22 protein-coding genes are annotated in these 25,034 nt (G+C 67.4%); 12 read left to right on the forward strand and 10 right to left on the reverse strand.

All coding sequences use genetic code 11. From position 1 onward, the window contains the following. Positions 1 to 5 precede the first annotated feature (5 nt). Genes ACZ50N_RS22660 through ACZ50N_RS22680 form a run of 5 tightly spaced genes read left to right on the forward strand, consistent with a single transcriptional unit; the run spans position 6 to position 7,048 of the window. Positions 6 to 1,115, forward strand: a complete 1,110-nt coding sequence (locus ACZ50N_RS22660) for an acyl-CoA dehydrogenase family protein (protein ID WP_048421787.1) — start codon at positions 6 to 8, stop codon at positions 1,113 to 1,115. 6 nt (positions 1,116 to 1,121) lie between these two features. Continuing rightward, complete coding sequence (gene fadD17, locus ACZ50N_RS22665; protein WP_464473821.1) at positions 1,122 to 2,645, forward strand: long-chain-fatty-acid--CoA ligase FadD17; 1,524 nt, start codon at positions 1,122 to 1,124, stop codon at positions 2,643 to 2,645. Further along, the gene (gene casI, locus ACZ50N_RS22670; protein WP_464473822.1) at positions 2,642 to 4,303 is read left to right on the forward strand and encodes a steroid-22-oyl-CoA synthetase; all 1,662 of its coding nucleotides are present in this window, start codon (positions 2,642 to 2,644) and stop codon (positions 4,301 to 4,303) included. The genes fadD17 and casI overlap by 4 nt, the downstream gene beginning before the upstream one ends. A gap of 37 nt (positions 4,304 to 4,340) precedes the next feature. Next, positions 4,341 to 5,909 (forward strand): FAD-binding protein, encoded by a 1,569-nt coding sequence (locus ACZ50N_RS22675; protein ID WP_464475695.1) that lies wholly within the window; start codon positions 4,341 to 4,343, stop codon positions 5,907 to 5,909. Further along, on the forward strand, positions 5,906 to 7,048 hold the full coding sequence (locus ACZ50N_RS22680) for a 3-ketosteroid-9-alpha-monooxygenase, oxygenase component (protein WP_464473823.1): 1,143 nt from the start codon (positions 5,906 to 5,908) through the stop codon (positions 7,046 to 7,048). Before ACZ50N_RS22675 ends, ACZ50N_RS22680 begins: the two co-directional genes overlap by 4 nt. On the opposite strand, the gene ACZ50N_RS22685 is transcribed toward ACZ50N_RS22680, so the two are convergent. From ACZ50N_RS22685 to ACZ50N_RS22695, 3 genes are read right to left on the reverse strand one after another with little or no spacing between them, the layout of a single operon-like run. Then, a complete protein-coding gene (locus ACZ50N_RS22685) occupies positions 7,045 to 8,610 on the reverse strand; it encodes an acetolactate synthase large subunit (RefSeq protein ID WP_464473824.1) in 1,566 nt (521 codons plus the stop codon). The genes ACZ50N_RS22680 and ACZ50N_RS22685 overlap by 4 nt on opposite strands. A gap of 19 nt (positions 8,611 to 8,629) precedes the next feature. Beyond that, entirely contained in the window at positions 8,630 to 9,751 is a 1,122-nt protein-coding gene (locus tag ACZ50N_RS22690; protein WP_464473825.1) for an NAD(P)H-dependent flavin oxidoreductase, read from the reverse strand. Positions 9,752 to 9,763: 12 nt separating this feature from the next. Further along, positions 9,764 to 11,416, reverse strand: a complete 1,653-nt coding sequence (locus tag ACZ50N_RS22695; protein WP_464469949.1) for a medium/long-chain-fatty-acid--CoA/3-oxocholest-4-en-26-oate--CoA ligase — start codon at positions 11,414 to 11,416, stop codon at positions 9,764 to 9,766. Between the two features lie 70 nt (positions 11,417 to 11,486). Here ACZ50N_RS22695 and ACZ50N_RS22700 point away from each other — a divergent pair, with 70 nt between their 5' ends. Beyond that, positions 11,487 to 12,296: a crotonase/enoyl-CoA hydratase family protein gene (locus ACZ50N_RS22700; protein ID WP_048421795.1), complete on the forward strand. Its 810-nt coding sequence runs from the start codon at positions 11,487 to 11,489 to the stop codon at positions 12,294 to 12,296. Between the two features lie 81 nt (positions 12,297 to 12,377). On the opposite strand, the gene ACZ50N_RS22705 is transcribed toward ACZ50N_RS22700, so the two are convergent. Genes ACZ50N_RS22705 through ACZ50N_RS22715 form a run of 3 tightly spaced genes read right to left on the reverse strand, consistent with a single transcriptional unit; the run spans position 12,378 to position 15,377 of the window. After that, a complete protein-coding gene (locus tag ACZ50N_RS22705; protein ID WP_419196982.1) occupies positions 12,378 to 13,580 on the reverse strand; it encodes a cytochrome P450 in 1,203 nt (400 codons plus the stop codon). Positions 13,581 to 13,585: 5 nt separating this feature from the next. Beyond that, positions 13,586 to 14,302 carry an acetoacetate decarboxylase family protein gene (locus ACZ50N_RS22710; protein ID WP_048421797.1) on the reverse strand — a complete coding sequence of 239 codons (717 nt, stop codon included), beginning with the start codon at positions 14,300 to 14,302 and terminating at the stop codon, positions 13,586 to 13,588. Between the two features lie 43 nt (positions 14,303 to 14,345). Continuing rightward, on the reverse strand, positions 14,346 to 15,377 hold the full coding sequence (locus tag ACZ50N_RS22715; RefSeq protein ID WP_048421798.1) for an LLM class F420-dependent oxidoreductase: 1,032 nt from the start codon (positions 15,375 to 15,377) through the stop codon (positions 14,346 to 14,348). 58 nt (positions 15,378 to 15,435) lie between these two features. Between ACZ50N_RS22715 and ACZ50N_RS22720 the strand changes: the two genes are divergently transcribed. The 4 genes from ACZ50N_RS22720 to ACZ50N_RS22735 are packed head-to-tail and all read left to right on the forward strand — an operon-like array spanning position 15,436 to position 19,552. Next, positions 15,436 to 16,428: a Zn-ribbon domain-containing OB-fold protein gene (locus ACZ50N_RS22720; RefSeq protein WP_464469948.1), complete on the forward strand. Its 993-nt coding sequence runs from the start codon at positions 15,436 to 15,438 to the stop codon at positions 16,426 to 16,428. 12 nt (positions 16,429 to 16,440) lie between these two features. After that, positions 16,441 to 17,493: a thiolase family protein gene (locus ACZ50N_RS22725; protein ID WP_048421800.1), complete on the forward strand. Its 1,053-nt coding sequence runs from the start codon at positions 16,441 to 16,443 to the stop codon at positions 17,491 to 17,493. 2 nt (positions 17,494 to 17,495) lie between these two features. Beyond that, the gene (locus tag ACZ50N_RS22730) at positions 17,496 to 18,671 is read left to right on the forward strand and encodes a thiolase family protein (protein WP_048421801.1); all 1,176 of its coding nucleotides are present in this window, start codon (positions 17,496 to 17,498) and stop codon (positions 18,669 to 18,671) included. Continuing rightward, positions 18,671 to 19,552, forward strand: coding sequence for a TIGR03619 family F420-dependent LLM class oxidoreductase (locus tag ACZ50N_RS22735; RefSeq protein ID WP_048421802.1), 882 nt, complete (start codon positions 18,671 to 18,673; stop codon positions 19,550 to 19,552). Before ACZ50N_RS22730 ends, ACZ50N_RS22735 begins: the two co-directional genes overlap by 1 nt. Here ACZ50N_RS22735 and ACZ50N_RS22740 read toward each other — a convergent pair. Both ACZ50N_RS22740 and ACZ50N_RS22745 read right to left on the reverse strand, forming a co-directional pair. Continuing rightward, positions 19,549 to 20,124, reverse strand: a complete 576-nt coding sequence (locus tag ACZ50N_RS22740; RefSeq protein WP_464473826.1) for a TetR/AcrR family transcriptional regulator — start codon at positions 20,122 to 20,124, stop codon at positions 19,549 to 19,551. The two genes, ACZ50N_RS22735 and ACZ50N_RS22740, sit on opposite strands and share 4 nt — an antisense overlap. A 9-nt stretch (positions 20,125 to 20,133) precedes the next feature. Next, positions 20,134 to 21,348, reverse strand: a complete 1,215-nt coding sequence (locus ACZ50N_RS22745; RefSeq protein ID WP_464469946.1) for an MFS transporter — start codon at positions 21,346 to 21,348, stop codon at positions 20,134 to 20,136. Between the two features lie 152 nt (positions 21,349 to 21,500). Between ACZ50N_RS22745 and ACZ50N_RS22750 the strand changes: the two genes are divergently transcribed. Together ACZ50N_RS22750 and ACZ50N_RS22755 are read left to right on the forward strand one after the other, a co-directional pair. Beyond that, the gene (locus ACZ50N_RS22750; RefSeq protein ID WP_048421804.1) at positions 21,501 to 22,652 is read left to right on the forward strand and encodes a 3-ketosteroid-9-alpha-monooxygenase, oxygenase component; all 1,152 of its coding nucleotides are present in this window, start codon (positions 21,501 to 21,503) and stop codon (positions 22,650 to 22,652) included. Next, the gene (locus tag ACZ50N_RS22755) at positions 22,649 to 23,104 is read left to right on the forward strand and encodes a hypothetical protein (RefSeq protein ID WP_464473827.1); all 456 of its coding nucleotides are present in this window, start codon (positions 22,649 to 22,651) and stop codon (positions 23,102 to 23,104) included. The genes ACZ50N_RS22750 and ACZ50N_RS22755 overlap by 4 nt, the downstream gene beginning before the upstream one ends. 4 nt (positions 23,105 to 23,108) lie before the next feature. Here ACZ50N_RS22755 and ACZ50N_RS22760 read toward each other — a convergent pair whose 3' ends face one another. Together ACZ50N_RS22760 and ACZ50N_RS22765 are read right to left on the reverse strand one after the other, a co-directional pair. Next, a complete protein-coding gene (locus tag ACZ50N_RS22760) occupies positions 23,109 to 24,257 on the reverse strand; it encodes a sulfotransferase family protein (protein ID WP_048421806.1) in 1,149 nt (382 codons plus the stop codon). Then, a complete protein-coding gene (locus ACZ50N_RS22765) occupies positions 24,254 to 25,027 on the reverse strand; it encodes an SDR family oxidoreductase (RefSeq protein WP_464475696.1) in 774 nt (257 codons plus the stop codon). The genes ACZ50N_RS22760 and ACZ50N_RS22765 overlap by 4 nt, the downstream gene beginning before the upstream one ends. Positions 25,028 to 25,034 lie beyond the last annotated feature (7 nt).

The raw sequence follows: 25,034 nt of genomic DNA on the forward strand, positions 1-25,034 counted from the left end.
TCGACATGGATTTCTCGACGACAGAGGCCAGTGACGATCTCGGCGGGCTGGTTCGCACCATCACCGAATCGGTGTGCACGGCCGAGCATCAGCGCGAGCTCGACGGGCTGGGCCCGCAGCAGGGGGGTCGATTCGACGATGCGCTGTGGCGCAAGCTGATCGACGCCGACATCTTGTCGACCACGGCACCGGAGGCGTTGGGAGGCGGCGGTTTCGGTGCGCTCGAAGAGGTGGCGGTGCTCGTCGCCCTCGGCCGCCAGCTGGCCGCCGTGCCCTACCTGGAGTCCGTCGTGCTGGGCGCCGGCGCGCTGACCAGGTTCGGCTCCGACGCCCTCGCCCAGGAGTGGGGCGCGGCGGCTGTAAGCGGCGAAAAGATCCTCACCGTCGCACTCGACGGGGAGATGGGTGAGGGACCGGTGCGGGCGCGCACCGACGGCGCCGGCGTGACGCTCACCGGCACGCGAACGCTGGTCCCCTTCGCGCCGAAAGCCGACGCCTTCCTGGTGCCGGCCGAAACCGACTCCGGCGTCGGCGTTTTCCTGATCTCAGCACGTGACAGCGGGCTGACCGTCAACGCGCTCGACACCACCGGCCTCGGCAGCGTCGGTGCACTGGAACTGCACGAGGTCACCGTGGCCGCCGACCGCCGCATCGGCGGGCCCGAGGTCGTGGACTGGCTCATCACTCGCGGCTCGCTCGGCCGCAGCGCCTACCAGCTGGGCGTCGTCGAACGTGCGTTGGAGATGACCGCTGCCTACGCCCGGGAACGCGAGCAGTTCGATCGGCCCATCGGCAGCTTCCAAGCGGTGTCCGCGCGCTTGGCCGACGGCTACATCGACATCAAGGGACTTCGGCTCACCGTGACCCAGGCGGCGTGGCGAGTCTCGGAGGACCTGCCTGCCGACATCGATGTGGCCAGCGCGGCGTTCTGGGCCGCCGAGGCGGGACATCGAGTGGCTCACACGGCCGTTCACGTGCACGGCGGCGTCGGCATCGACACCGACCACCCCATCCACCGATACTTCCTGGCCGCCAAGCAGACCGAGTTCACGCTCGGCGGAGCCACCGGGCAGTTACTGCGTATTGGCCGCGAATTGGCCGACACGCCGGCCTGAGACGCGGTGGGCGCCCCCGTCGCATCCACCGTCACCGCCCTGCTGGCGCCGTTGGCCGACGTCTCGGACGGCGGCGTCCACGGCATCGACACCGCGGGCGAGGTGTCGTTCGTCTCCTGGCACGATCACGTCCGGGACGCCGCGGCTCTCGCCGCTGCTCTGCGTGCGCGACTCGATCCGGACCGACCACCACACGTCGGTGTGCTCGCGGGGAACACACCGTTCTTCTCCTGCATGCTGGTCGCCGCGGCGATGTCGGGCATCGTTCCGGTGGGGCTCAACCCGACCCGCCGCGGGGCGGCGCTGCAGCGCGACGTCGAGCACGCGGATTGCCAACTGGTACTCGCCGATCGCGACAGTGCCGTTCCCGGTATCACGTCGATCGATGTCGAATCCTGTTCATTCGCTGCCGAACTCGCCGCCTGCGCAGGTGCGGACGTGGAGTTCCGCGACGCCGCCCCCGACGATCTCTTCATGCTGATCTTCACGTCGGGCACCAGTGGAGATCCGAAGGCGGTGCGGTGCACGCACGAGAAGGTCGCGGTACCCGGGCTGATGCTGGCCCAGCGGTTCGGTCTCGGACCTTCGGACACCTGCTACCTGTCGATGCCGCTGTTCCACTCCAACGCCATCATGGCCGGTTGGGCGCCCGCGGTAGCAGGCCGAGCCTCGATTGCATTGCGGCGTAAGTTCTCTGCCTCGCAGTTCTTCCCCGATGTCCGCCGGGTCGGTGCGACGTACGCCAATTACGTGGGCAAGCCGCTGTCCTACATTCTCGCCACTCCGGAGCGCGACGACGACGCCGACAATCCGTTGCGGATCGCCTACGGCAACGAGGGCGCTCCGCGGGATCTGAGTCGGTTCGCGCAGCGCTTCGCCGTCGAGGTCGTCGACGGATTCGGGTCGAGCGAGGGGGGCGTCGCGATCGCGCGTACGCCCGACACCCCGGAGGGCGCGCTCGGCCCGCTGGTCGGCGGGGTGACGATCGTCGACGTCGACACCGGGGCCGAATGTCCTCCCGGGGTGGTCGGCGAGCTCGTCAACACCGCCGGCCCCGGTCAGTTCCGCGGTTATTACAACGATCCCGACGCCGACGCCGACCGGGTGCGCGGCGGCGTCTACCACAGTGGCGACCTCGCCTATCGAGACGACCATGGCTTCGCCTATTTCGCCGGCCGACTGGGCGATTGGTTGCGGGTCGACGGAGAGAACCTCGGCACCGCACCGATCGAACGCATCCTGATGCGATATCCAGGGGTCACCGAAGCCGTGGTGTACGCCATTCCCGACGAAGCGGTCGGCGACAGGGTGATGACTGCACTCGTGCTGCCCGATCCCACCGCGTTCCAACCGGAGGCGTTCACTCGATTCCTCTGCGCCCAGGATGATCTGGGGCCAAAGCAGTGGCCGGCCTACGTTCGAGTCGCCGCCGCACTGCCGCGCACCGAGACCTTCAAGGTGATCAAGCGGCAGTTGTCGGCGGAGGGTGTCGACTGCTCAGATGCCGTGTACGAGGTGCCCCGGCCATGACCCGGCACGCCGACATCGCGTCGATGCTGCTGGCGCGCGCCGGTGACACGCATCCAGGGTTGCGCACCCGGGAGCAGAGCTGGACCTGGGACCAAGTGGTGTCGTGTTCGGCGGCGAGGGCGGCCCTGGCCTCATCGCGAAAGCAGACGGGCACACCGTTTCACATCGGCGTCCTGCTGGACAACGTGAGTGAATTCGTGTTCTGGCTCGGCGCCGGCGCGCTGGCCGGCGCCACCGTCGTCGGCCTCAACCCGACCAGGGGCGCGCACGACCTGGCGGCAGACATCCGGCACGCCGACTGCGCGATGATCGTGACCGACGCCGCGGGAGCCGACCGGCTGCGCACGCTCGATCACGGCGTGGACGCCGAAAACATCTGGTGCATCGACGATGCGCGGTATCAGCTCGATGTCGACGAACATCGCGGCGCCGCGGCCGTCGCCGCGCCCGGTGTCGACGCGGCAACACTGCTGCTCCTGCTGTTCACCTCCGGCACGACGGGCACGTCGAAGGCAGTCCGGTGCACACAGGGTTGGCTGGCCCGCATCGCGTACACGGCAACGGAGAAGTTCGGGCATCACCGCGGCGATGTCGACTACTGCTGCATGCCACTGTTTCACGGCAACGCGCTCATGGCGCTCTGGGCGCCCGCCCTGGCGAACGGAGCGACGGTCTGCCTCACACCATCGTTCTCCGCCTCCGGTTTTCTGCCCGATGTGCGGTTCTTCGGCGCCACGTTCTTCACCTATGTCGGCAAGGCGCTGGCCTACCTGCTGGCCACCCCCGAATTGCCCGACGACGCCGACAACACGCTGCAGCGGGGCTTCGGCACCGAGGCCTCACCGGAAGACCAGAAGCAGTTCCGCCGCCGCTTCGGCGCCGAACTGTTCGAAGGCTACGGGTCCAGCGAGGGCGGCGCCGTGGCCGCACCCGATCCGCAGGCGCCGTCGGGCGCACTGGGGCGGCCCGCGCACGACGATGTCGTCGTCATCGACCCGGATACATTACAGCCCTGTGCACCAGCACTTCTCGACCACACCGGCCGGGTCTGCAATGCCGACGAGGCGATCGGCGAGATCGTCGACCGGCGCGGCGCGCGTGATTTCGAGGGCTACTACCGTAACGATGCCGCCGAGGCCGAGCGCACCCGCAACGGCTGGTACTGGTCGGGCGACCTCGGCTACATCGACACCGACGGGTTCCTGTACTTCGCGGGGCGGCGCGGCGACTGGATTCGTGTCGACGGCGAGAACATCTCGGCTCTGACCATCGAACGTGTACTGCGCCGACACCGCGACGTCATCGCCGCGGCGGTGTACGGCGTGCCGGATCCGCGCTCGGGAGATCAGGTGATGGCAGCGGTGGAGGTGGCCGATCCGGGCGCGTTCGACGTCGATGGGTTCGCGCAGTTCCTCGGTGAGCACGAGGATCTGGGCGCCAAAGGCGCACCCCGGTTGCTGCGGGTGTCCGCCGATTTGCCCGTGACCGGGTCGAACAAGGTGCTCAAACGGGACCTGCAGGCGCAGCGCTGGCACACCGACGACCCGGTGTACCGCTGGGCAGGTCGGGGCCGGCCCGAGTATCGAGCCATGAGCGCTGCCGACCGTGACGCACTCGATTCCGAATTCGCAACGCATGGAAGGGAACGCCATGTCTGACCCGATGAGCGCTCGCGCGAAGACGATTCGGCACGGGATGAGCGCTCGCGCGAAGACCATTCGGCACTGGGACGCCGAGGTCGATGTCATCGTCGCTGGGTCGGGCGCGGGTGGCGTCACCGGTGCCTACACCGCGGCCCGCGAAGGCCTCGAGGTGGTCCTGGTCGAGGCGTCCGACACGTTCGGGGGCACCACCGCCTACTCCGGCGGCGGCGGAATGTGGTTCCCGTGCAATCCCGTTCTGCAGCGCGCTGGGGTCGACGACACGATCGACGACGCGCTCGAGTATTACAACGCCGTCGTCGGCGACCGCACCCCGGCCGCGCTGCGCGACGCCTACGTGCGCGGCGGTGCGCCCCTGATCGCCTACCTGGAAGCCGACGACCAGCTGAAGTTCTCGCTGCTGCCGTGGCCGGACTATTTCGGCCACGCCCCGAAGGCACGCGCCGACGGCATGCGTCACATCGCCGCCAAGCCGCTCAAAGTGGCTGCCGCGCCTGATCTTCGTGAACGCATCCGCGGCCCGCTCGACACCGACCGGCTCGGACACCCACAACCCGAGGACTACTTCATCGGTGGGCGCGCCCTGATCGCCCGGTTCCTGATCGCCCTGCGCCGCTTTCCGCACGCACAGACTCTGCTGGGCACCGCGCTCACTGACCTCATCGTGGAGGACGGTCGGGTCGTCGGCGCGGTCGTCGCCGACGCGCAGAGCAGCCGGCGGATCCGCGCACGGCGGGGCGTGCTGCTGGCCGCCGGCGGATTCGAGCACAACGACCAGATGCGGGAGCGGTATGCCGTGCCGGGGAACTCCCGCGACACCATGGGGCCGTCATCGAACCAAGGGCTCGCACACCTGGCAGGGATCACCGCGGGCGCCGACACGGACCTGATGGATCAGGCGTGGTGGTCACCGGGGTTGATACATCCCGACGGCACAGCGGCTTTCGCACTGTGGTTCACCGGCGGCGTCTTCGTCGACGATCAGGGAAGGCGGTTCACCAACGAGTCCGCCGCCTACGACCGGCTGGGGCGCGCCGTGCTCGCCGCGATGGCCGACGGAAGGGTAACGTTGCCCTACTGGATGGTCTACGACGATCGCGAGGGCACCGTGCCGCCGGTGAAGGCGCCCAACGTGTCGATGGTGGAGACGGACCGTTACGTCGATGCCGGATTGTGGCGCAGCGCCCCGACTCTCGAGGAGCTGGCGAAAGCGATCGGTGTTCCTTCCGACGCCCTCGTCGAGACGGTGCGCCGCTTCAACGACTTCGCCCGCCGTGGTGTGGACGAGGATTTCGATCGCGGCGGTGAGCCGTACGACCGTGCGTTCTCCGGGGGCGCTTCGCCGCTGCACCCCATCGAACGGCCGCCTTTTCACGCTGCCGCCTTCGGGGTCTCCGACCTGGGCACCAAGGGCGGCCTGCGCACCGACGCGTCGGCCCGCGTGCTCGACACCACCGGCATGGTCATTCCCGGTCTGTACGCGGCGGGCAACACGATGGCCGCCCCCAGCGGAACCGCATATCCCGGCGGCGGCAATCCCATCGGCACGTCCATGGTGTTCAGCCACCTGGCCGTGCTGGACATGACAGGAGACGACACATGACCCAGCCGATCCGCGAGATCGACACCGGCACCACGCCGACGCGCTTCGCCAGGGGCTGGCACTGCCTGGGTCTCGCCGAGGACTTCCGGGACGGAAAACCGCACGGCATCAACGCGTTCGGGACGATGCTGGTGGTGTTCGCAGATTCCTCGGGCGAACTGAAGGTCCTCGACGGCTACTGCAGACACATGGGCGGCAATCTCGCCCAGGGCACTGTCAAGGGTGACGACATCGCGTGCCCGTTCCACGACTGGCGCTGGCGCGGAGACGGCCGCTGCTCGCTGGTCCCCTACGCCAAGCGCACACCGCGGATGGCGCGCACTCGCGCCTGGGTCACCACCGAGGTCAACGGCCAGCTGCTGGTGTGGCACGACCCCCAGGGATCGACGCCGGCCCCCGAACTGACCCCGCCGACCATCGACGGCTACGCCGACGGCCGCTGGTCGCCGTGGCAGTGGAGTTCGGTGTTGATCAAAGGGTCACACTGCCGCGAGATCGTCGACAACAACGTCGACATGGCGCACTTCTTCTACATCCACCACGCCTATCCCACGTACTTCAAGAACGTCATCGAGGGCCACACAGCCAGTCAGTACATGGAATCGAAGCCCCGGCCCGACTACGTCGCCGACCCGGAAAAGCTCTGGGAGGGAACCTATCTGCGGTCTGAAGCCACGTACTTCGGGCCTGCGTACATGATCAATTGGCTGCACAACGACCTCGCACCGGGTTTCACCGTCGAAGTGGCACTGATCAACTGCCACTACCCCGTCACCCACGACTCGTTCATGCTGCAGTGGGGCGTCTCGGTCGCCGCCATGCCCGGTCTGCCCGCGGACAAGGCCGCCAAACTGGCCTCGGCGATGAACCGCAGCTTCGGCGAGGGGTTTCTCGAGGACGTGGAGATCTGGAAGAACAAATCGCGCATCGACAATCCACTGCTGACAGAGGAGGACGGCCCGGTGTACCAGCACCGGCGCTGGTACGAACAGTTCTACGTCGACGCCGCGGACGTCACCCCCGACATGACCGACCGCTTCGAGCAGGAGGTCGACACCACCCACGCCTACGACCTGTGGCAGCAGGAAGTGGAAGAGAACCTGCGGGCTGGCGCAGCCGGGCAGACGCAGCCGCGTTAACCCAGCAGGGACGGCACCAGCGCGTCGATCAGGTGCGGGCCCGGCTCGGCGAACGCATCGGCCAACGCGGCAGCGAATTCCTCCGCGGTGCGCACCCGTCGGCCCGGCACTCCGAGACCCTCGGCGATCTGCACGCAATCGATTGCGGGTGAGCCCAAGTCGAGTAGCTGGCGGGCCTTCGGGCCGGGCTCGGTGCCGCTGGTCGCGCCGACCCTCTGCAGCTCGATGCGCAGGATGTCGTAGGCGCCGTTGTTGAAGATCACTGTGGTCACGTCGAGGTTCTCACGAGCGTGCGTCCACAGCGCCGAGATCGTGTACATCGCCGAACCGTCGGCCTGCAGAGCGAGCACGGGGCGGTGCGGCGCCGCGATCGCCGCGCCGATCGCGGCGGGCAGGCCGTAGCCGATGGCGCCGCCGGTCAGTGTCAGCACGTCGTGTGCCGGTGCGCCGGCGGTGGCCGCGGCGATGCCCACCCCCGCGGTGTTCGATTCGTCGACCACGATCGCGTCGTCGGGCAGCAGGGCGCCGATCACCGCCGCCGCCGTGAACGCGGTGAGCTCACCGCTGGGTAGCTCCGGCCGAGCGGGTGGCGCGAGGGGCGCCGTGGTGCCGGGTGCCACGTCGTCGGCGAGCCGCCGCAGGGCGTCGGCAGCGCCGCGGTGCGGGGCGAGCAGGTGCACGGCGCAGCCGTCGGGCACCAGATCGCTGGCCTTGCCGGGGTAGGCGAAGAACGAGACCGGGGACGCGGCACCGGCGAGGACGAGGTGCCGCGCGCCGGCCAGTTGTTCGGCTGCGGCTTCGGCGAAGTAAGCGAGCCGGTCGACCGCCGGCACCCCCGCACCCCGCTGGAGCCGCGCGGGGAAGGTCTCGCAGAGCACCGTCGCGCCGGTCGCCTCGCCGATGCGGACGGCAGCGGCGAGTCCCGGCCCGTGGGTGGCATCGCCGCCGATGAGAAGCACCGTGTGTTCCCCGGAATAGAGCGCCTGTGCGGCCGCCTGCACCGCATCGCCGTCGACGGCGGCGGCGGGCTGTGCCGACGCCGCGGCGGACTGGACGGCACCTGCCTCCCCGTCGGTCCAGGACACGTCGGCGGGCAGGATCAGCGTCGCCACCTCGCCGCGGCGCACCGCGGCCAGAGCGGCCATGGTGTCTTCGGCGACGTCCTCGGGACGCAACGTGCGACGCACCCAGCCCGAGACCGTACCCGCGACCGCGTCGATGTCGGATTCCAGTGGCGCGTCGTACATCTTGTGATAGGTGGCGTGGTCGCCGACCACCACGATCATCGGTGTGTGCGCCCGGCGCGCGTTGTGCAGGTTGGCCAGTCCGTTGCCCAGTCCCGGCCCCAGATGCAGGAGCACCGCGGCGGGTCCGCCGGCGATGCGTGCGTAGCCGTCGGCCGCGCCGGTCGCCACACCCTCGAACAGCGTCAGAACGCCGCGCATACCGTCGACCGTGTCGAGGGCAGCGACGAAGTGCATCTCCGACGTGCCGGGGTTGGCGAAGCAGACGTCCACGCCGGCATCGACCAGCGTGGTGAGCAGAGAGTGAGCGCCGTTCACCCCTGCTTTATACGCCCGCTCAGGCCCCGCGGATGCCGTCCAGCCGTTTCGTCGCCTCGTCGAAGCCGCTGACCAGTTCGGCGATGATGTCGGCGACGGGCCGGATCTCGTTCATCCGACCGACGATCTGCCCGACGGGCATCGCGACCGCGGTGGGATCGCTCGATTCGCTCATCCGCTGATGGGCCTCACTGACGAGGATGTTCTGCAGCGGCATCGGCAGTGGCTGGGGCGCGCCATCGGCGTCCCATGCGTCGGTCCAGCGGCTCTTGAGCAGCCGCGCCGGCTTGCCCGTGTAGATGCGGCGGCGGACCGTGTCGGCCGACGTCGCGCTCAGCATCGCCTCCTGGATCACGGAGCGGCCGGAGTCCAGGCGCACCCCGAGGTCGTACTCCGCCGAGGTGAGGAACGCCGAGCCCATCCAGACCCCTTGTGCGCCAAGGGCCAGAGCAGCGGCAACCTGCCGACCGGTGCCGATACCGCCGGCCGCGAGCACTGGCGTCTTGCCGTCGAGGGCATCGACGATCTCCGGCCACAGCACCATCGAGCCGATCTCACCGGTGTGCCCCCCGGCCTCGTGGCCCTGAGCGACGACGATGTCGACACCGTTCTCGGCATGCCGCAGTGCGTGTTTGGCCGAGCCGGCCAACGCCGCGATCGGCACACCGGCCTCGTGCACCTGGTCGATGACGTCCTTGGGCGGTGAACCCAGTGCGTTGGCGATCAGCTTGATCGGATGCTTGAGGGCGACCTCGACATGGCTGCGCGCCACCGAATGCAGCCATCCCAGAACACCTTCGGAGCGTTCCTCGTCGGCCGGCAGTGGGGGTACCCCGAGGTCGGCGAGCGTCTTGTCGACGAACTCGCGGTGCTCGGGGGGGATGAGCTTGTTGATGTCGACCGACGTGCCTTCGGTCGGCACCTTGGCCGGCATCACGATGTCGACGCCGTAGGGCTTGCCGTCGGTGTTGGCATCCATCCACTGCAGGACGTTCTCGAGGTCGTCGGCGTCGTTGAACCGCACACAGCCGAGAACACCCAGTCCGCCTGCCTTGGTCACGGCCGCGGCGACCTTCTCCGACGGGGTGAAGACGAAAATCGGATAGTCGATGCCGAAGCGATCGCAGAGTTCAGTTCTCATGGTGGTTCCTGCCTAGGAGCTGGTGGCGACGTGCTTGGAGTGGACCTCGTCGGCCGGCCGCTCTTCGGTCACGTCCTTGGCCCATCGGTAGTCGGGTTTGCCTGCAGGAGAACGCTTCACCTCGTCGACCAGCCACAGGCTGCGCGGCACCTTGTAGCCGGCGATCTCGCTGCGCACGAATGCGTCGAGCTCGGCAAGCGTCGGCCGGCTGCCCTCGCGGGCATGCACGACCGCAGCGACGTGCTGGCCGAAGCGGGGGTCGGGCACCCCGACGACGAGCGCGTCGAACACGTCGGGGTGGCCCTTGAGCGCAGCCTCCACCTCTTCGGGGTAGATCTTCTCGCCGCCTGAGTTGATCGATACCGAGCCGCGGCCCAGCATCGTCACGGTGCCGTCGGCCTCCACCTCGGCGTAGTCGCCCGGAATCGCATACCGCACACCGTGATAGGTGCGGAACGTCTCGGCGGTCTTCTTCTCGTCCTTGAAGTAGCCGACCGGGATGTGACCGCACTTGGCGATGATGCCGCGCTTACCCGATCCCGGCTCGATCTCGTTGCCGTCGTCGTCGAGCACCTTGGTGTTCTTGTCGATGGTCACGCGCGGGCCGCCGGTGTGCGATTGTCCCTTGGCGACCACACTGGTGCCGCCGAAGCCGGTCTCCGAGGAGCCGATCGAATCGGTGATGATCCGGTTGGGCAGCAGCTCGAGGAACTTCTCTTTCAGGCTGGTCGAGAACAGGGCGGCGGTGCTGGCGAGAAGGAACAGGCTCGACAAGTCGTACTCGTTCCCGGCGTCCTGATGGGCGAGCAGCGCATCGAGCAGCGGTCGAGCCATCGCGTCACCGGTGAAGAACAGAAGGTTGACCTTGTGCTCGTGGATCATCCGCCACACCGCGTCAGCGTCGAACTCCGGTGCCAGCACCACGGTTTGACCAGAGAACAAGGACATCCACGTCGCCGACTGGGTCGCGCCGTGGATCATCGGCGGGATGGGCAGCCGGATCATCGGCGGATTCGCCGCCGCCGCCTTGGCAAGGTCGTACTCGTCGGCGATCGGCTCACCCGTCGCGAAGTCGGTGCCGCCGAACAGGACTCGATAGATGTCCTCGTGGCGCCACATCACGCCCTTCGGGAACCCGGTCGTGCCACCGGTGTAGAGCAGGTAGATGTCGTCCTCGCTACGCGGACCGAAGTCCCGCTCGGGCGAGCCCTGTTCGAGCGCCGAGTAGAACTCCACCCCGCCAAACCGCTGGAAGTCCTCGTCGGTGCCGTCTTCCACCACGAGGATGGTCTTCACGTTCGGCGTCTCGGGCAGCACGTTGGCAACCCGGTCGGCGTAGCGGCGCTCGTGCACCAGCGCGACCATGTCGGAGTTGTCGAACAGGTACTTCAGCTCGCCCTCGACGTAGCGGAAGTTGACGTTGACCAGGATCGCGCCGGCCTTGACGATGCCGAGCATCGCGATCACGATCTCGATACGGTTGCGGCAGTACAGCCCGACCTTGTCGTCTTTCTTGACGCCCTGGTCGAGCAGGTAGTGCGCGAGCCGGTTCGCTTTCTCTTCGAGCTCGGCGTAGGTCAGCGTCTCGTCACCCGAGATGAGGGCGACGCGGTCAGGCACGGCGTCGATGGCGTGCTCGGCGAGATCGGCGATGTTGAGGGCCACAGCTCTAAACTAGAACGTGTTACATTTCCAGACAAGTCTGTGGCAACGACGCTGGAAGGCGGCCTGATCTGTGAGTGACGCGCAGAATTCCGAGAAGCAGCCCGACTGCCTTGTTGAGCAGCGCGGACACACCCTGATCGTCACGATGAACCGGCCCGAGGCCCGCAATGCCCTCTCCGGCGAGATGATGGCGATCATGGTCGAGGCGTGGGACCGCGTCGACAGCGATCCGGATATCCGGACGTGCATTCTGACCGGCGCGGGCGGCTACTTCTGCGCCGGTATGGACTTGAAGGCGGCCTCGAAGAAGCCGCCGGGTGACTCGTTCAAGGACGGCAGCTACGACCCCTCCGCGATCCCTGCACTGTTGAAGGGGCGTCGCCTCACCAAGCCGCTGATCGCCGCGGTCGAGGGACCCGCGATCGCGGGCGGCACCGAGATCCTGCAGGGCACCGACATCCGCATCGCCGGCGAAAGCGCGAAGTTCGGCATCTCCGAGGCGAAGTGGAGCCTGTACCCGATGGGTGGCTCGGCCGTGCGCCTGGTGCGCCAGATTCCCTACACGATCGCGTGCGATCTGCTGCTGACCGGCCGCCACATCACCGCGGCCGAAGCCCTGTCCTACGGGTTGATCGGGCACGTGGTCCCCGACGGTGGCGCGCTGGACAAGGCGCTGGAGATCGCCGAGGTGATCAACAACAACGGCCCCCTGGCGGTGCAGGCGATCCTCAAGACCATCCGCGAGACCGAGGGCATGCACGAAGAAGAGGCCTTCAAGCCCGACACCGCCAACGGCATCCCGGTCTTCTTGAGCGAAGACTCCAAGGAAGGCCCGCGGGCGTTCAAGGAGAAGCGCGCCCCCGTCTGGAAGATGAAGTAGCCCAGCCGCGAATGCGCGGTGTCATCCCCGACACGCCGCGGCGGGTGTAGCAGGACGCACACTCGCCGCGGCGCGACAGGGCTAGTCGAGCACCTTCGCCGACGGCGTGAACACCACGGGCATCGACTCCAGCCCGCTGACGAAGTTCGCCGCCCGTAGTGGCAGCATGGCATCGTCGGCCAACCGCAGATCCGGCAACCTGGTCAGCACCTTGCTCATCATGATCTTGAGCTCGAGGCGCGCCAGCTGATTGCCCAGACAGAAATGCGTGCCGAAGCCGAAGGCCAGGTGGCTGTTCGGATTTCGATCGATCCGGAAGGTGTGCGGATCCTCGAACACGGTCTCGTCGAAGTTGGCCGACTCGAACATCAGCATGATCTTCTCGCCGGCGCTCAACGCCGTTCCGTGGAACTCGGTGTCCGCGGTCAGCGTCCGGCACATGTTCTTCACCGGCGATGTCCAGCGCAGCGTCTCCTCGATGGCACCGGGCAGCAGTTCCAGATCGGCACAGAGCCGCTGCCACTGATCCTGGTGCCGCAGCAGCTGTTCGGTGCCGCCAGACAGCGTGTGTCGCGTGGTCTCGTCTCCACCGATGAGGATCAGCAGCGTCTCGAAGACGATCTCGTCGTCGCTCATCCGCTGGCCCTCGACCTCGGCGTTGACCAATACCGAGAACAGGTCGTCGGTCGGGTTGGCTCGGCGGTCGGCGATCGTCTCCATCGTGAACGCGGTGTATGCGGCGAACGTCTCCATCAGCTTCTGGATCGTCTGCTCGTCAACTGTGGACGAGAGCCCGCACACGAGGTCGTCGGACCATTCGAGAAGCTTGTCGCGCTCGGACGGCAGCACCCCCAGCATGTCGCCGATGACGGCCATCGGCAGTGGCGCGGCGATGTCACGGACGAAGTCGGCCTCGCCACGCTCGCACACCGCGTCGATCAACGTGTCACACAGCCGCTCGATCGAGGGCACCTTGTCCATCACCCGCTTGCGGGTGAAGCCTGAGTTGACCAGTTTCCGGCGCAGGATGTGGGCCGGGTCGTCCATGTCGATCATGTACGGCATGCCGGGCTGGTCGGGGCGGATTCCGCCTGTGCTGGAGAACAATTCGGGGTTACGCTCGGCGTCCAACACGGCCTGGTAGGTCGTCGCCGCGGCCAGCCCGTTGCGATCGCGGAACACCGGTTGGTTCGCACGCATCCACGCATAGGCCTCGCGCGCGGCCCGGCCGTCGGCGTAGAAGTTGCCGTCGGCGAGGTCGACGTCGGGCTTGGCGGGGGCAATAGCAGTCACGCGATCTCCTTGGCGTCGGCAAAAGTCATGTCCACGTTGGCAGCCGAACTGGACACGAGGGCGTGTTTCGGCAATCCCAGTGCGGCGAGTTCGGCGGCATAGGGATGGGTGCCCAGGCGCACCCTGACACCTCCTGGTCGATACCGCACCCCCGTCATCCGCATCTCCCCCGGCGTCTCGCGGATCACGCCGTCGGCGTAGGAGTACGTGGAATGCACCTGGGGGCGAGCGGTGAATCGGTCCGGCACCGGCAGTCCCGGCGCGAAATCCATCGAGATGACCTGTGCGCCGTCGATGGTGACATCGAATCCGTATCGCCGGCCCTCGCGAATGGTGAAGTCCGCCATGACCTTCGGGTAACCCCAGATCGTGCGACCAGCCTCCAGCGTGAACGACTGGTCCACGGGGAGGTGATGGACGAACGCGCCGGCCGACTGCAGCGCAGCCAGACCGTTCGCGTTCGATCCGGGCGGGTTCACCATCACGTTGGTGCCGTACTCCCAGTACTGCCCGAGGTCGGTGTCCTCGTAGCGCATCAACATCAACACGACCATCGCGCGGTTGCCCAGGAAGCGGCACACCCGCAGCCCGCTGTAGTCGATCATCCGCTGCGCGGCTTCGGCGTCGACGACGAACATGGCCGTGTGTTGATGCGCGGTGCGCACGCGCACCGGCATGTTCAGCACGGTGCCCTGGACGGTGTGTTGAGTCACACCGCCAATCTAGAACGTGTTCTAGACAGTCAGCAAGATCTGTCTACACCAGCGCGGCGAGATCCCGGATCTGCTCGGTCGACCGGGCGCCGACCACCATCATCGTCACCCCGGCGGCTTCCCAGGCCTTGATCTGCTGCTGCACGTAGGCCAGATCACCGACGATCGCGGAGTCGTCGACCAATTCGTCCGGGATGATCTTCGCCGCTTCGTCTTTGCGGTCACTGCGGAACAGCTTCGTGACGTCGTCGACGACTTCGGCGTAGCCCATCCGGCGGTACACGTCGGCGTGGAAGTTGGTGTCCTCGGCACCCATGCCGCCCATGTAGAGCGCCAGGTGCGGCTTCATCAACTCCATGATCGCGGGCCGGTCGTCGGTGACGACGACCTGCGCGGTCGCGCAGATCTCGAAGGTCTCCCGGGTGCGGCGGGCACCGGGTCGCGCGAAACCCTCGTCGAGCCACTCGTTGTACATCGAGGCGATGCGCGGCGAATAGAAGATCGGCAGCCAGCCGTCGCAGATCTCGGCGGCCAGTGCGACGTTCTTGGGTCCCTCGGCGCCGAGCATGACGGGGATGTCCGCGCGCAGCGGGTGAGTGATCGGTTTCAAGTTCTTGCCCAGGCCGGTGGTGCCTTCCCCGGTCAGCGGTAGCGGATAGTGCGGGCCGTCGCTGTGCACCGGGGCCTCTCGCGCCCAGACCTGGCGCAGGATGTCGACGTACTCGCGGGTGCGGGCCAACGGCTTGGGGAACTTCGCGCCGTACCAGCCCTCGACAACCTGCGGTCCGGACACGCCGAGCCCCAGGATGTGCCTGCCGCCCGAGAGATGATCGAGGGTCAGCGCGGCCATCGCGCACGCGGTCGGGGTGCGGGCCGACAGCTGGATCACTGACGTGCCGAGCCGCAACCGGCTCGTTTCGCGGCCCCACCACGCCAGCGGCGTGTACGCGTCCGAGCCCCACGCCTCGGCGGTGAACACCGTGTCGAAGCCCGCGTCCTCGGCGGCCGCGACGAGTTCGGCGTGGTTCTCCGGCGGCTGCGCGCCCCAGTATCCGAGCTGCAATCCCAACTTCATGCGGTCGCCTCCAGACCCCTTCTTGAAACCATTCTTAGAACCTGTTCTACTCGATGCCGTGACCACCAGCCAAAGCAGTCCGGTGCAGATCGATCCCCATGAGCCGCCGCTCTCAGCGCCGCTGAGGCTCTCGTTCGACTACACCCGTTCAGTGGGACCACTCCTCGGTGAGTTCTTCACCGCTCTACGCGAGCGACGCGTTGTCGGGGTGCGTGGCTCCGACGGGCGAGTCCACGTTCCGCCCGCTGAGTATGACCCCGTCACCTCCGAGGCCCTGACCGAGGTCGTCGCTGTGTCCAGCGTCGGCACGGTGCTGTCGTGGACGTGGCAGTCCCACCCGCTGGAGGGCCAACCACTCGACCGGCCGTTCGCCTGGGCGCTGATCCGCCTCGACGGTGCCGACACTCCCCTGCTGCACGCCGTGGCCGCCGACGGACCTGACGCGGTCAGCACCGGCGCCCGTGTCCACGTGCACTGGGCCGACGAAACCGTCGGCGCCATCACCGATATCGCGTACTTCGACCTGGGCGAGGAGGCGGAAGAGACGCCGGCGCCGGCTGATGGCCTCGATCCGGTGACGATGGTGATCTCGCCGGCATCCATCGAAATCCAGCACACCGCATCGTTTCCCGAGAGCACGTTCCTGCGCGCGCTGGAGAAGGGCACGCTGCTCGGCGCCCGCTCAGGCGATGACGGCAAGGTGTACTTCCCGCCGAAGGAAGCCAATCCGGCCACCGGTCGGCCGCTCGACCAATTCGTCGAGGTGTCCGACACAGGCACCGTCACGACCTTCGCGATCATCAACATCCCGTTCGCCGGCCAGCGCATCAAGCCTCCCTACGTCGCGGCCTACGTGCTGCTCGACGGAGCCGACATCCCGGTACTGCACCTGGTGTCGGACATCGACGCGGACAAGGTGCGGATGGGCATGCGTGTCGAGGCGGTGTGGAAGCCGCAAGATCAGTGGGGCCTCGGCATCGACAACATCGAGTACTTCCGACCGACCGGCGAACCCGACGCCGAGTACGACTCCTACAAGCATCACCTCTAAGGGGCACATTCCATGACTGACGTAGCAGTGGTCGGGTTCGCGCACGCCCCGCACGTGCGCCGCACCGACGGCACCACCAACGGCGTCGAGATGTTGATGCCGTGCTTCGCCGAGATCTACGACGAGCTCGGCATCACCAAGTCCGACATTGGCTTCTGGTGCTCTGGTTCGTCGGATTACCTTGCCGGGCGCGCCTTCTCGTTCATCTCGGCGATCGATTCGATCGGCGCCGTGCCACCCATCAACGAATCCCACGTCGAGATGGACGCGGCCTGGGCACTGTACGAGGCCTACATCAAGATCTTGACCGGCGAGGTCGAGACGGCGTTGGTGTACGGCTTCGGCAAGTCCAGCGCGGGCACCCTGCGCCGGGTGTTGGCGCTGCAGACCGACCCGTACACGGTGGCGCCGCTGTGGCCGGACTCCGTCAGCATCGCCGGCCTGCAGGCCCGCCTGGGGCTCGACTCGGGCGCATGGACCGCTGAGCAGATGGCCGAGGTCGCACTCGAGGCACAAGCGGCGGGCCGGGTGGATCGGCTGCAGTCCGGCAGCAGCGTGGAAGAGTTGCTGTCCCAGCCCTACTTCGCAGAACCTCTGCGCCGCCACGACATCGCGCCGATCACCGACGGCGCGTCGGCGATCGTGCTGGCGGCCGGCGACCGGGCTCGTGAGCTGCGCGAGCGACCCGCCTGGATCACCGGCATCGAGCATCGCATCGAGACACCCGTGCTCGGCGCCCGCGATCTGACCACGTCGCCGTCCACGGCGGCGTCTGCGCAGGCGGCCACCGGCGGGGACACGTCCTCGATCGAGATCGCAGAGATCTACGCTCCGTTCAGCCATCAGCACCTGATCCTCACCGAGGCGATCGGACTCGGTGATTCGACGACGATCAACCCGAGCGGCGGCACGTTGGCCGCCAACCCGATGTTCTCCGCGGGCCTGGAGCGCATCGGTGAGGCCGCGCGCCACATCTTCTCGGGTGAGGCCTCCCGCGTACTGGCACATGCGACGAGTGGGCCTGCGCTGCAACAGAATCTCGTCGCTGTCCTGGAAGGGAAGTAGTCATGGCGAAAAAGCTGGCAGCCGTTCTGGGCACTGGTCAGACCAAGTACGTCGCCAAGCGCACCGACGTGTCGATGAACGGCCTGGTGCGCGAGGCCATCGACCGCGCGTTGGCGGATGCGGGCGTCACGTTCGCCGACATCGACGCGGTCGTGGTGGGCAAGGCGCCCGACTTCTTCGAGGGCGTCATGATGCCCGAACTGTTCATGGTCGACGCGACCGGCGCGACGAACAAGCCGCTGATCCGCGTACACACGGCCGGTTCGGTGGGCGGGTCGACCGCGATCGTGGCCGCGAGCCTGGTGCAGTCGGGGAAGTACCGCCGGGTGTTGACGATGGCGTGGGAGAAGCAGTCGGAATCCAATGCCATGTGGGCGCTGAGTATTCCGGTGCCGTTCACCAAACCTGTCGGCGCCGGAGCGGGCGGATACTTCGCCCCGCACGTGCGCGCCTACATCCGTCGTTCCGGTGCGCCCACGCACATCGGCGCGATGGTCGCGGTCAAAGACCGGCTCAACGCCGTCAAGAACCCGCTGGCTCATCTGCACCAGCCCGACATCACGCTGGAGAAGGTGATGTCCTCCCCGATGCTGTGGGATCCGATCCGTTACGACGAGACGTGCCCGTCGTCGGACGGGGCGGCCGCGATGGTGATCGGCGACGAGGCGAGCGCCGATGCCCGTGTCGCCGAGGGACATCCGGTCGCGTGGGTGCATGCCACTGCGCTGCGCACCGAGCCGCTTGCGTATGCCGGGCGCGACCAGGTGAACCCGCAGGCCAGCCGTGACGCCGCTGCGGCATTGTGGAAGTCCGCCGGGATCAGCAGCCCGATCGACGAGATCGACGTGGCCGAGGTGTACGTGCCGTTCTCCTGGTATGAGCCGATGTGGCTGGAGAGCCTCGGCTTCGCCGCCGAGGGTGAGGGTTGGAAGTTGACCGAGGCCGGGGAGACGGCCATCGGTGGGCGCATTCCGTTCAACCCCTCGGGCGGCGTGCTGTCGTCGAATCCGATCGGTGCATCCGGCATGATCCGCTTCGCCGAGTCCGCCATCCAGGTGATGGGCAAAGGCGCCGACCACCAGGTGCCCGGTGCTCGCAAAGCTCTCGGTCATGCGTACGGCGGTGGGGCACAGTACTACTCGATGTGGGTCGTCGCATCCGACAAACCGGGCGCATGATGAAGTACACGGTCAGCATCGCGTTCAGCCCGCTCGACCAGCTGATCGACATCGCGAAGACGGCCGAGGAACTGGGCTTCGACAACATCGCGCTGCCGGACTCGATCTTCTACTTCGAGAAGCAGTCCGTCGACTATCCCTACACCGCCGACGGCAAGCGGATGTTCGACGAGAACTCGCCCTGGGTCGACCCGTTGATCCTCGCGGGCACGCTGGGCGCGGTCACCTCGACGCTGCGGTTCTACACCAACGTGATGAAGTTGGGTTCGCGCAATCCACTGCTGCTGGCCCGACAGGTGGGCTCGGTGGCGAACCTGACCGGCAACCGGTTCGGGTTCGGTGTCGGGATCGGCTGGGCACCGGAGGAATTCGAGTGGTGCGGCGTGCCCTATGCCAAACGGGGCAAGCGCGTCGACGAGATGATCGACGTGATCAAGCTGGTGCTCGGCGGCGGCATGGTCGAGTTCCACGGCGACTTCTACGACTTCGACCGGCTCCAGATGAGCCCCGCACCCAGTGAGCCGGTGCCGTTCTACGTCGGCGGCCACACCGACGTCGCGCTCAAACGCGCGGCACGCGTCGGGGACGGCTGGACCAGCGCGATGATGACCGGTGCGGAGCTGGCCGAGACGATCGGCAAGATCGAGGCGCTGCGGGCCGAATACGACCGCGCCGACGGACCGTTCGAGTACCAGGCCGTGTGCATCGACAAGTTCGGTGTCGACGGGCACCGGGAACTCGCCGAAGTCGGGGTGACCGACAACATCGTGATCCCGTGGGTGTTCGACGGATTGAGCTTCGATGCGCCGATCGAGCAGAAGAAGGATTCGCTGAAGCGCTTCGCCGACACCTACATCCATTCGGGGTGGCAGGACCGCTAGGAGCAGCCCGCCCACACCGCGTTGACCAGCGCACGGACGCCGCGCTCGGACAGCGGCGGCATGCCGAAGACGAGCCGGTAGTACGGCGGTGACACCAACGCGTCGACCACCACCTCGATCTCGGTGTCCCCGGGGAGCTCTCCGTCCGCGACGGCGTCGGTCAGCGCGTCCACGACGGCACCACGACGCGGTTCGATCCACTGGGTCAGCAGAGCGGTCTGGATCGCCGGATCGCCGGCGGCGGCGGCGATCACGTTGCGCAGCAGGGCACCGACGCCGGGATCGGCGAGTATCGCGTTGAGGGCACTGACGTGATGGACAAGGGCCTCGACCGTGCTGCTTCCGGGCGGCCGCACGATCGACTCCCGCACCGATTCCAGCAGGCCCTCCAACACGATCGCCGCGGCTGACGGCCACCACTTGTAGATCGTGGTGCGGCTGACCTCCGCGCGGCGGGCGATGGCGTCGATGGTCGCAGCCCCCGGGCCGCCCTCGGCGGCCAACTCGGTGGCCGCGCCGAGAATGGCGCCGCGTGCGGCCTCACTGCGCGGACGTCCGCGGCGGGTGACCATGGACCAACCTTAGGACCGTCGGATACCCACCATGACGATGACGAGGCAGACCACGGCGAGCAGCGCACCCACGGCGAACATCGCAGGGTAGGCCACGCCCGCCCCGGCCAGCAGTGACAACGCGGCGGGAACTCCGAAGCCCAGGTAGCTCAGGCTGTAGAAGACCGCCGTCAGGCCGGCCAGATCATCGGGGCCCGCGAGCCGTTGGATCTCCGTCAGACCCGCGAGTAGCGCCATGCCGTATCCGGCGCCCAGGACGGCTGCCGCGATCAGCGCTGCCGTCACCGTCAGGACAGCGGCAGCCCATGCCGCGCAGCCCATCCCCGCCAGCAACAGCACCATCGCCGTCACCACCCCGCGCGGGCCGTCGGCGCCGAGTGACCGACCCGCCTGCTGAACGCCGAAACCGACGCCCAGCGTCACGACGCACAGCAGGGCCGAGAACGCGATGGGCGCGTGCGCCACCCGCTCGGTCAGCAGAGCGGGCAGGACCGCGTACGCCGAACCGGCCGCCCCGAAGACCCATGGCGCGACGGGCACCACGACGAACAGGAAGCGTCTCCGGGCTGCCGCTGGGATGGCCAGGTCGGCCCACCACGAGTTCGCGCTGTCGTGGCGTCCGCGCGTCTCAGGCGCCACCGTCAGCACCGCCGCCGCGGCCAGTGCCAGGGCGGCGTTGCAGGCGTAGGAGAGCAGCGTCGGCGCGGGACCCCACTGCGCGAGCACTCCCGCCGCGGCCGCTCCCAGGCCGAACCCGGCGGTCAGGCTCATCGCCGCGCGGCGTGCGCCGGAGGTGCCGTCGCCATAGGGCGGTGCAGACAGTTCCTTGAGCCAGCTGCCGCCCACCGCCATGGCCAAGCCGAGCGCCAGCCCGCTGAACACGCGTCCGACGGCGAGCACCGCGGCAGAATCGGCACCGACCGCCAGGATCAACGACCCCGCCGCGGCGAGCAGCGGGGCGGGGATCATCAGCGGGCGGCGGCCGAAACGATCGGACAGCGGCCCCCCGACCAGCAGCGCCGGCACGATGCCGAGTACGTAGGCGAACAGCAGCAGGTCGACCGTCAGCCCCGAGAAGCCCTCCCCGGCGCGGTACATGACCAGCAGCGGGGTGAACTCGTTGCCGCCCCAGGCGATCGCGAACGTCGCGGCAGCGACAGCGAGCCAGCGGCGCGTTCCGACGACCGGTTCGGCCGGACGGGTAATAGTGGACACGGTGTGCACTATATCGACGTTCGGGCGCCCCCAGCCAGTCGGATCGCCCGCCACCGAGGGTGAGATGCGCAACGTTTCGCGCTGGTGAGGGTCGGCTGATTGCGCGCCGGCGGCCGAAAACTGTAACGTGTTCTAATTCGAGCAAGAGTGGGAGGCCCCTGGTGAGCACGGACACGGCGGGAACCGCGAGCATTCGCGAGATCGACACCGGCACGCTGCCCGATCGCTTCGCGCGCGGCTGGCACTGCCTGGGCCCGGTGAAGGACTACCTCGACGGCAAGCCGCACGGCATCGAGATCTTCGGCACCATGCTGGTGGTGTTCGCGGATTCGGCCGGCGAGGTGAAGATCCTCGACGGCTACTGCCGTCACATGGGTGGGAACCTGTCGCAAGGCACGGTCAAAGGCGACGAGGTGGCCTGCCCGTTCCACGATTGGCGGTGGGGCGGCGACGGCAAGTGCAAGCTCGTGCCCTACGCCAAGCGCACACCGCGGCTGGCCCGCACCCGCGCCTGGCACACCGATGTCCGCGGCGGCCTGCTGTTCGTGTGGCACGACCACGAGGGCAACCCACCCCAGGAAGAAGTCCGCATCCCCGAGATTCCCGAGTGGGCCAGCGGTGAGTGGACCGACTGGAAATGGAACTCGATGCTCATCGAAGGCAGCAACTGCCGGGAGATCATCGACAACGTCACCGACATGGCGCACTTCTTCTACATCCACTTCGGCCTGCCGACGTACTTCAAGAACGTGTTCGAGGGCCACATCGCGTCGCAGTACCTCCACAACGTGGGCCGGCCCGACATCAACGACATGGGCACCGCGTACGGGGACGCGAAGCTCGACTCCGAGGCGAGCTATTTCGGCCCGTCGTTCATGATCAACTGGCTGCACAACACCTACGGCGACTTCAAAGCCGAGTCGATCCTGATCAACTGCCACTATCCGGTCACCCAGGACTCGTTCATGCTGCAGTGGGGCGTGATCGTCGAGAAGCCGAAAGGCTTGGACGACAAGACCACCGAGAAATTGGCCGACGCGTTCACCGACGGGGTCAGCAAGGGCTTCCTGCAGGACGTCGAGATCTGGAAGCACAAGACCCGCATCGACAACCCGTTGCTGGTCGAAGAAGACGGCGCGGTGTACCAGATGCGCCGGTGGTACCAGCAGTTCTACGTCGATGCCGCCGATGTGACGCCCGAGATGACCGACCGGTTCGAGATGGAGGTCGACACCACGGCTGCGGTACAGAAGTGGAACGTCGAGGTCGAGGAGAACCTGAAGGCAAGGGACGCCGAGAAGCAGTCGACGTGAGCGACACCCCCGATGTGGACCGCCTCGCAAGGTCGATGCTGCTGTTGCACGGGCACGACGACGAGGAGCACGGACACGGCACCGTGTCCGGTGCCGGCTCGAAGAACTGGTGTAAGGCACCGGATTTCGCCTCGGACCCGGACCGGGCCGCGGCGGTGCGGGCGAGCAGTCAGGCCGATCGCGAGCGATACCTGAACTCGGGCCTGGCCTCGGTGGACTGCCGCTTCTGCCATGTCGCGGTGCGCGTCAAGAAGCTCGGGCCGGCACACACCTCGGTGCAGTGGACGTCAGAGGCGACGCAGCGCTGCGCACATTTCGCCGAGATCCGCTCTTCCGGGGGCGATCCCGCCCGCGAGCGGGCGTGCCCGCGACTGGCCGACAGCATCCGCCACGCCGTGGCCGAGGGGTGCCTCGAGGAGTACTCGAGCGCGCCGTCGCCCGGCGACGGGTGATGGGCTACAGCCCAGCGAACTGTTCTTTGACCTGCTCTTCGGTCAACCCGTAGTCGGCCAGCGAATACGTGTGCTTCGGGGCGCGCGGACCCTGCTGGCTCTTCTCGTGGGTCTGCACGACGGCCGCGCGTGCCTCGTCGGTGAACTCGATGTCGAAGGACCGGTAGATGTCCTCGACGACCGCCACCGGATCCTTGATGAGCGCAAAGTAGTCCAGATCGTAGAACTGCGCTGGATCGTGCTTGGCCCGTTCGGCGCTGAACAACCGCAACCCCCGAGACCACGTCTCGAGCGAATCCTCCCCGATGACCTTGCCGTGGAAGCTGTTCGACCATCCTTCGGTGGTGTGCTGCGCCAGTGAGCACATCGACGCCATGATCGTCTCGGCCGGCCGGTGGCACTGGATCACCAGCGCGTCGGGGTAGGTCGCGAACAGCGCATCGAGGGCGAACAGATGGCTGGGGTTCTTGAGGACCCACCGCTTGCCGGCATCGTTGAGCCCGATCAGCTGAAGGTTCTTGCGGTGCCTCTGATACGACTTCGTCCAATCCTGCCGCGCCAGCCACTGCGAGTAGGTCGGCAGGTGAGCCAACGTCTCGTAACTCACCGAATGCAGGGACTGCCGCAGGAGCTGCCAGCATTCCTCCACCTCGTCGGCTGTCATGTAGTGCAGACCGGTGTAGTCGGGATTCTCGGCGTGCGCCTTGGCGAACTGCGCATCCAGCTGCTGGAAAACCGGGTTCTGCGACCAGGTTTCGCGAGGAGGCCGCGGCTGCGGGAACTCTGCGAGCCACAGCTCAAGACCCTGATGGCGCGGATCACCGGCCAGCAGTCGGTGCACGACCGTGGTGCCGGTGCGCGGTAGGCCGGTGACGAAGATCGGCCGCTCGATGGCGACGTCGACATGTTCGGGGTACTGCTGGAACGCCGCTTCCGACACCAGCCTGGCCACGAGCGCATTGCGCACGAAGAACCGCTGCATCTTGCTGCCGAACTCGGTCAGGTCGGCGTCCCGCTGATAGGACTCGAGCAGGACGGCCAGCGCTTCGCGATAGTTGTCGTCATCGCTACCGAAATCCTCGAGTCCGCACGCTTTCACGGCCGAGGCGTGCAGGTCTTCGACGGTGCCGACATCCGTGCGGGATGGGCTCATGCCTTGTACTCCCCGCAGTTGACGTCCAGCGCCTGCCCGGTGATCCCGCTCGACAGATCGCTGGCCATGAACAGGATGGCCGATGCCACCTCGTCTTCGGTGGGCAGCCTCTTCAGATCACTGTTGACGGCGGCGGCCTTGTAGATCTCGTCGACGGTCGTGCCGTACTTGCCGGCCTGGTGTTCGAAGTAGCCCTGCAGCGTGCCACCCCAGATGTACCCCGGCAGAACGGAATTGACACGGATGCCCTGTTGACCCAGCTCGCTGGCCAGCGACTGGGACATGGCCAGCAGAGCCGACTTCGCCATCTTGTAGGCGCCCTGCTTGGGGTCGGAGTGCCGCACCACCATCGAGTTCACGTTCACCACCGAGCCCTTCGCCTCGGTCAGCGCCGGCGTGAGTCCCTGGATCAGCCGGAGCGCACCGAGCACCGTGAGTTCGAACGTCTCCCGGATGTGATCGAAGCTGGTCTTGGCCAGCGGCTTCATCGAGGGCACCTTGAACGCGTTGTTGATCAGCACGTCGACTTTGCCGTACGCCTCGAGCGACTTATCGACGAGGTTGGCGACCTGGGCCTCGTCGGTGATGTCGGTGCCCACCGACACCGCGCGCCGCCCGAGGCCCTCGATCTCCCCCGCAACGCCTTCGAGCCGTTCGACGGTGCGCGCGGCCAGCACGAGATCGGCGCCCTCCTGCGCACACCGGCGCGCCAGTGTGGTGCCCAGCGCGGGACCGACGCCGCTGATCAGCACGACCTTGTTCTCGAGCATGCCCATC

Source organism: Mycolicibacterium obuense (assembly GCF_055397605.1).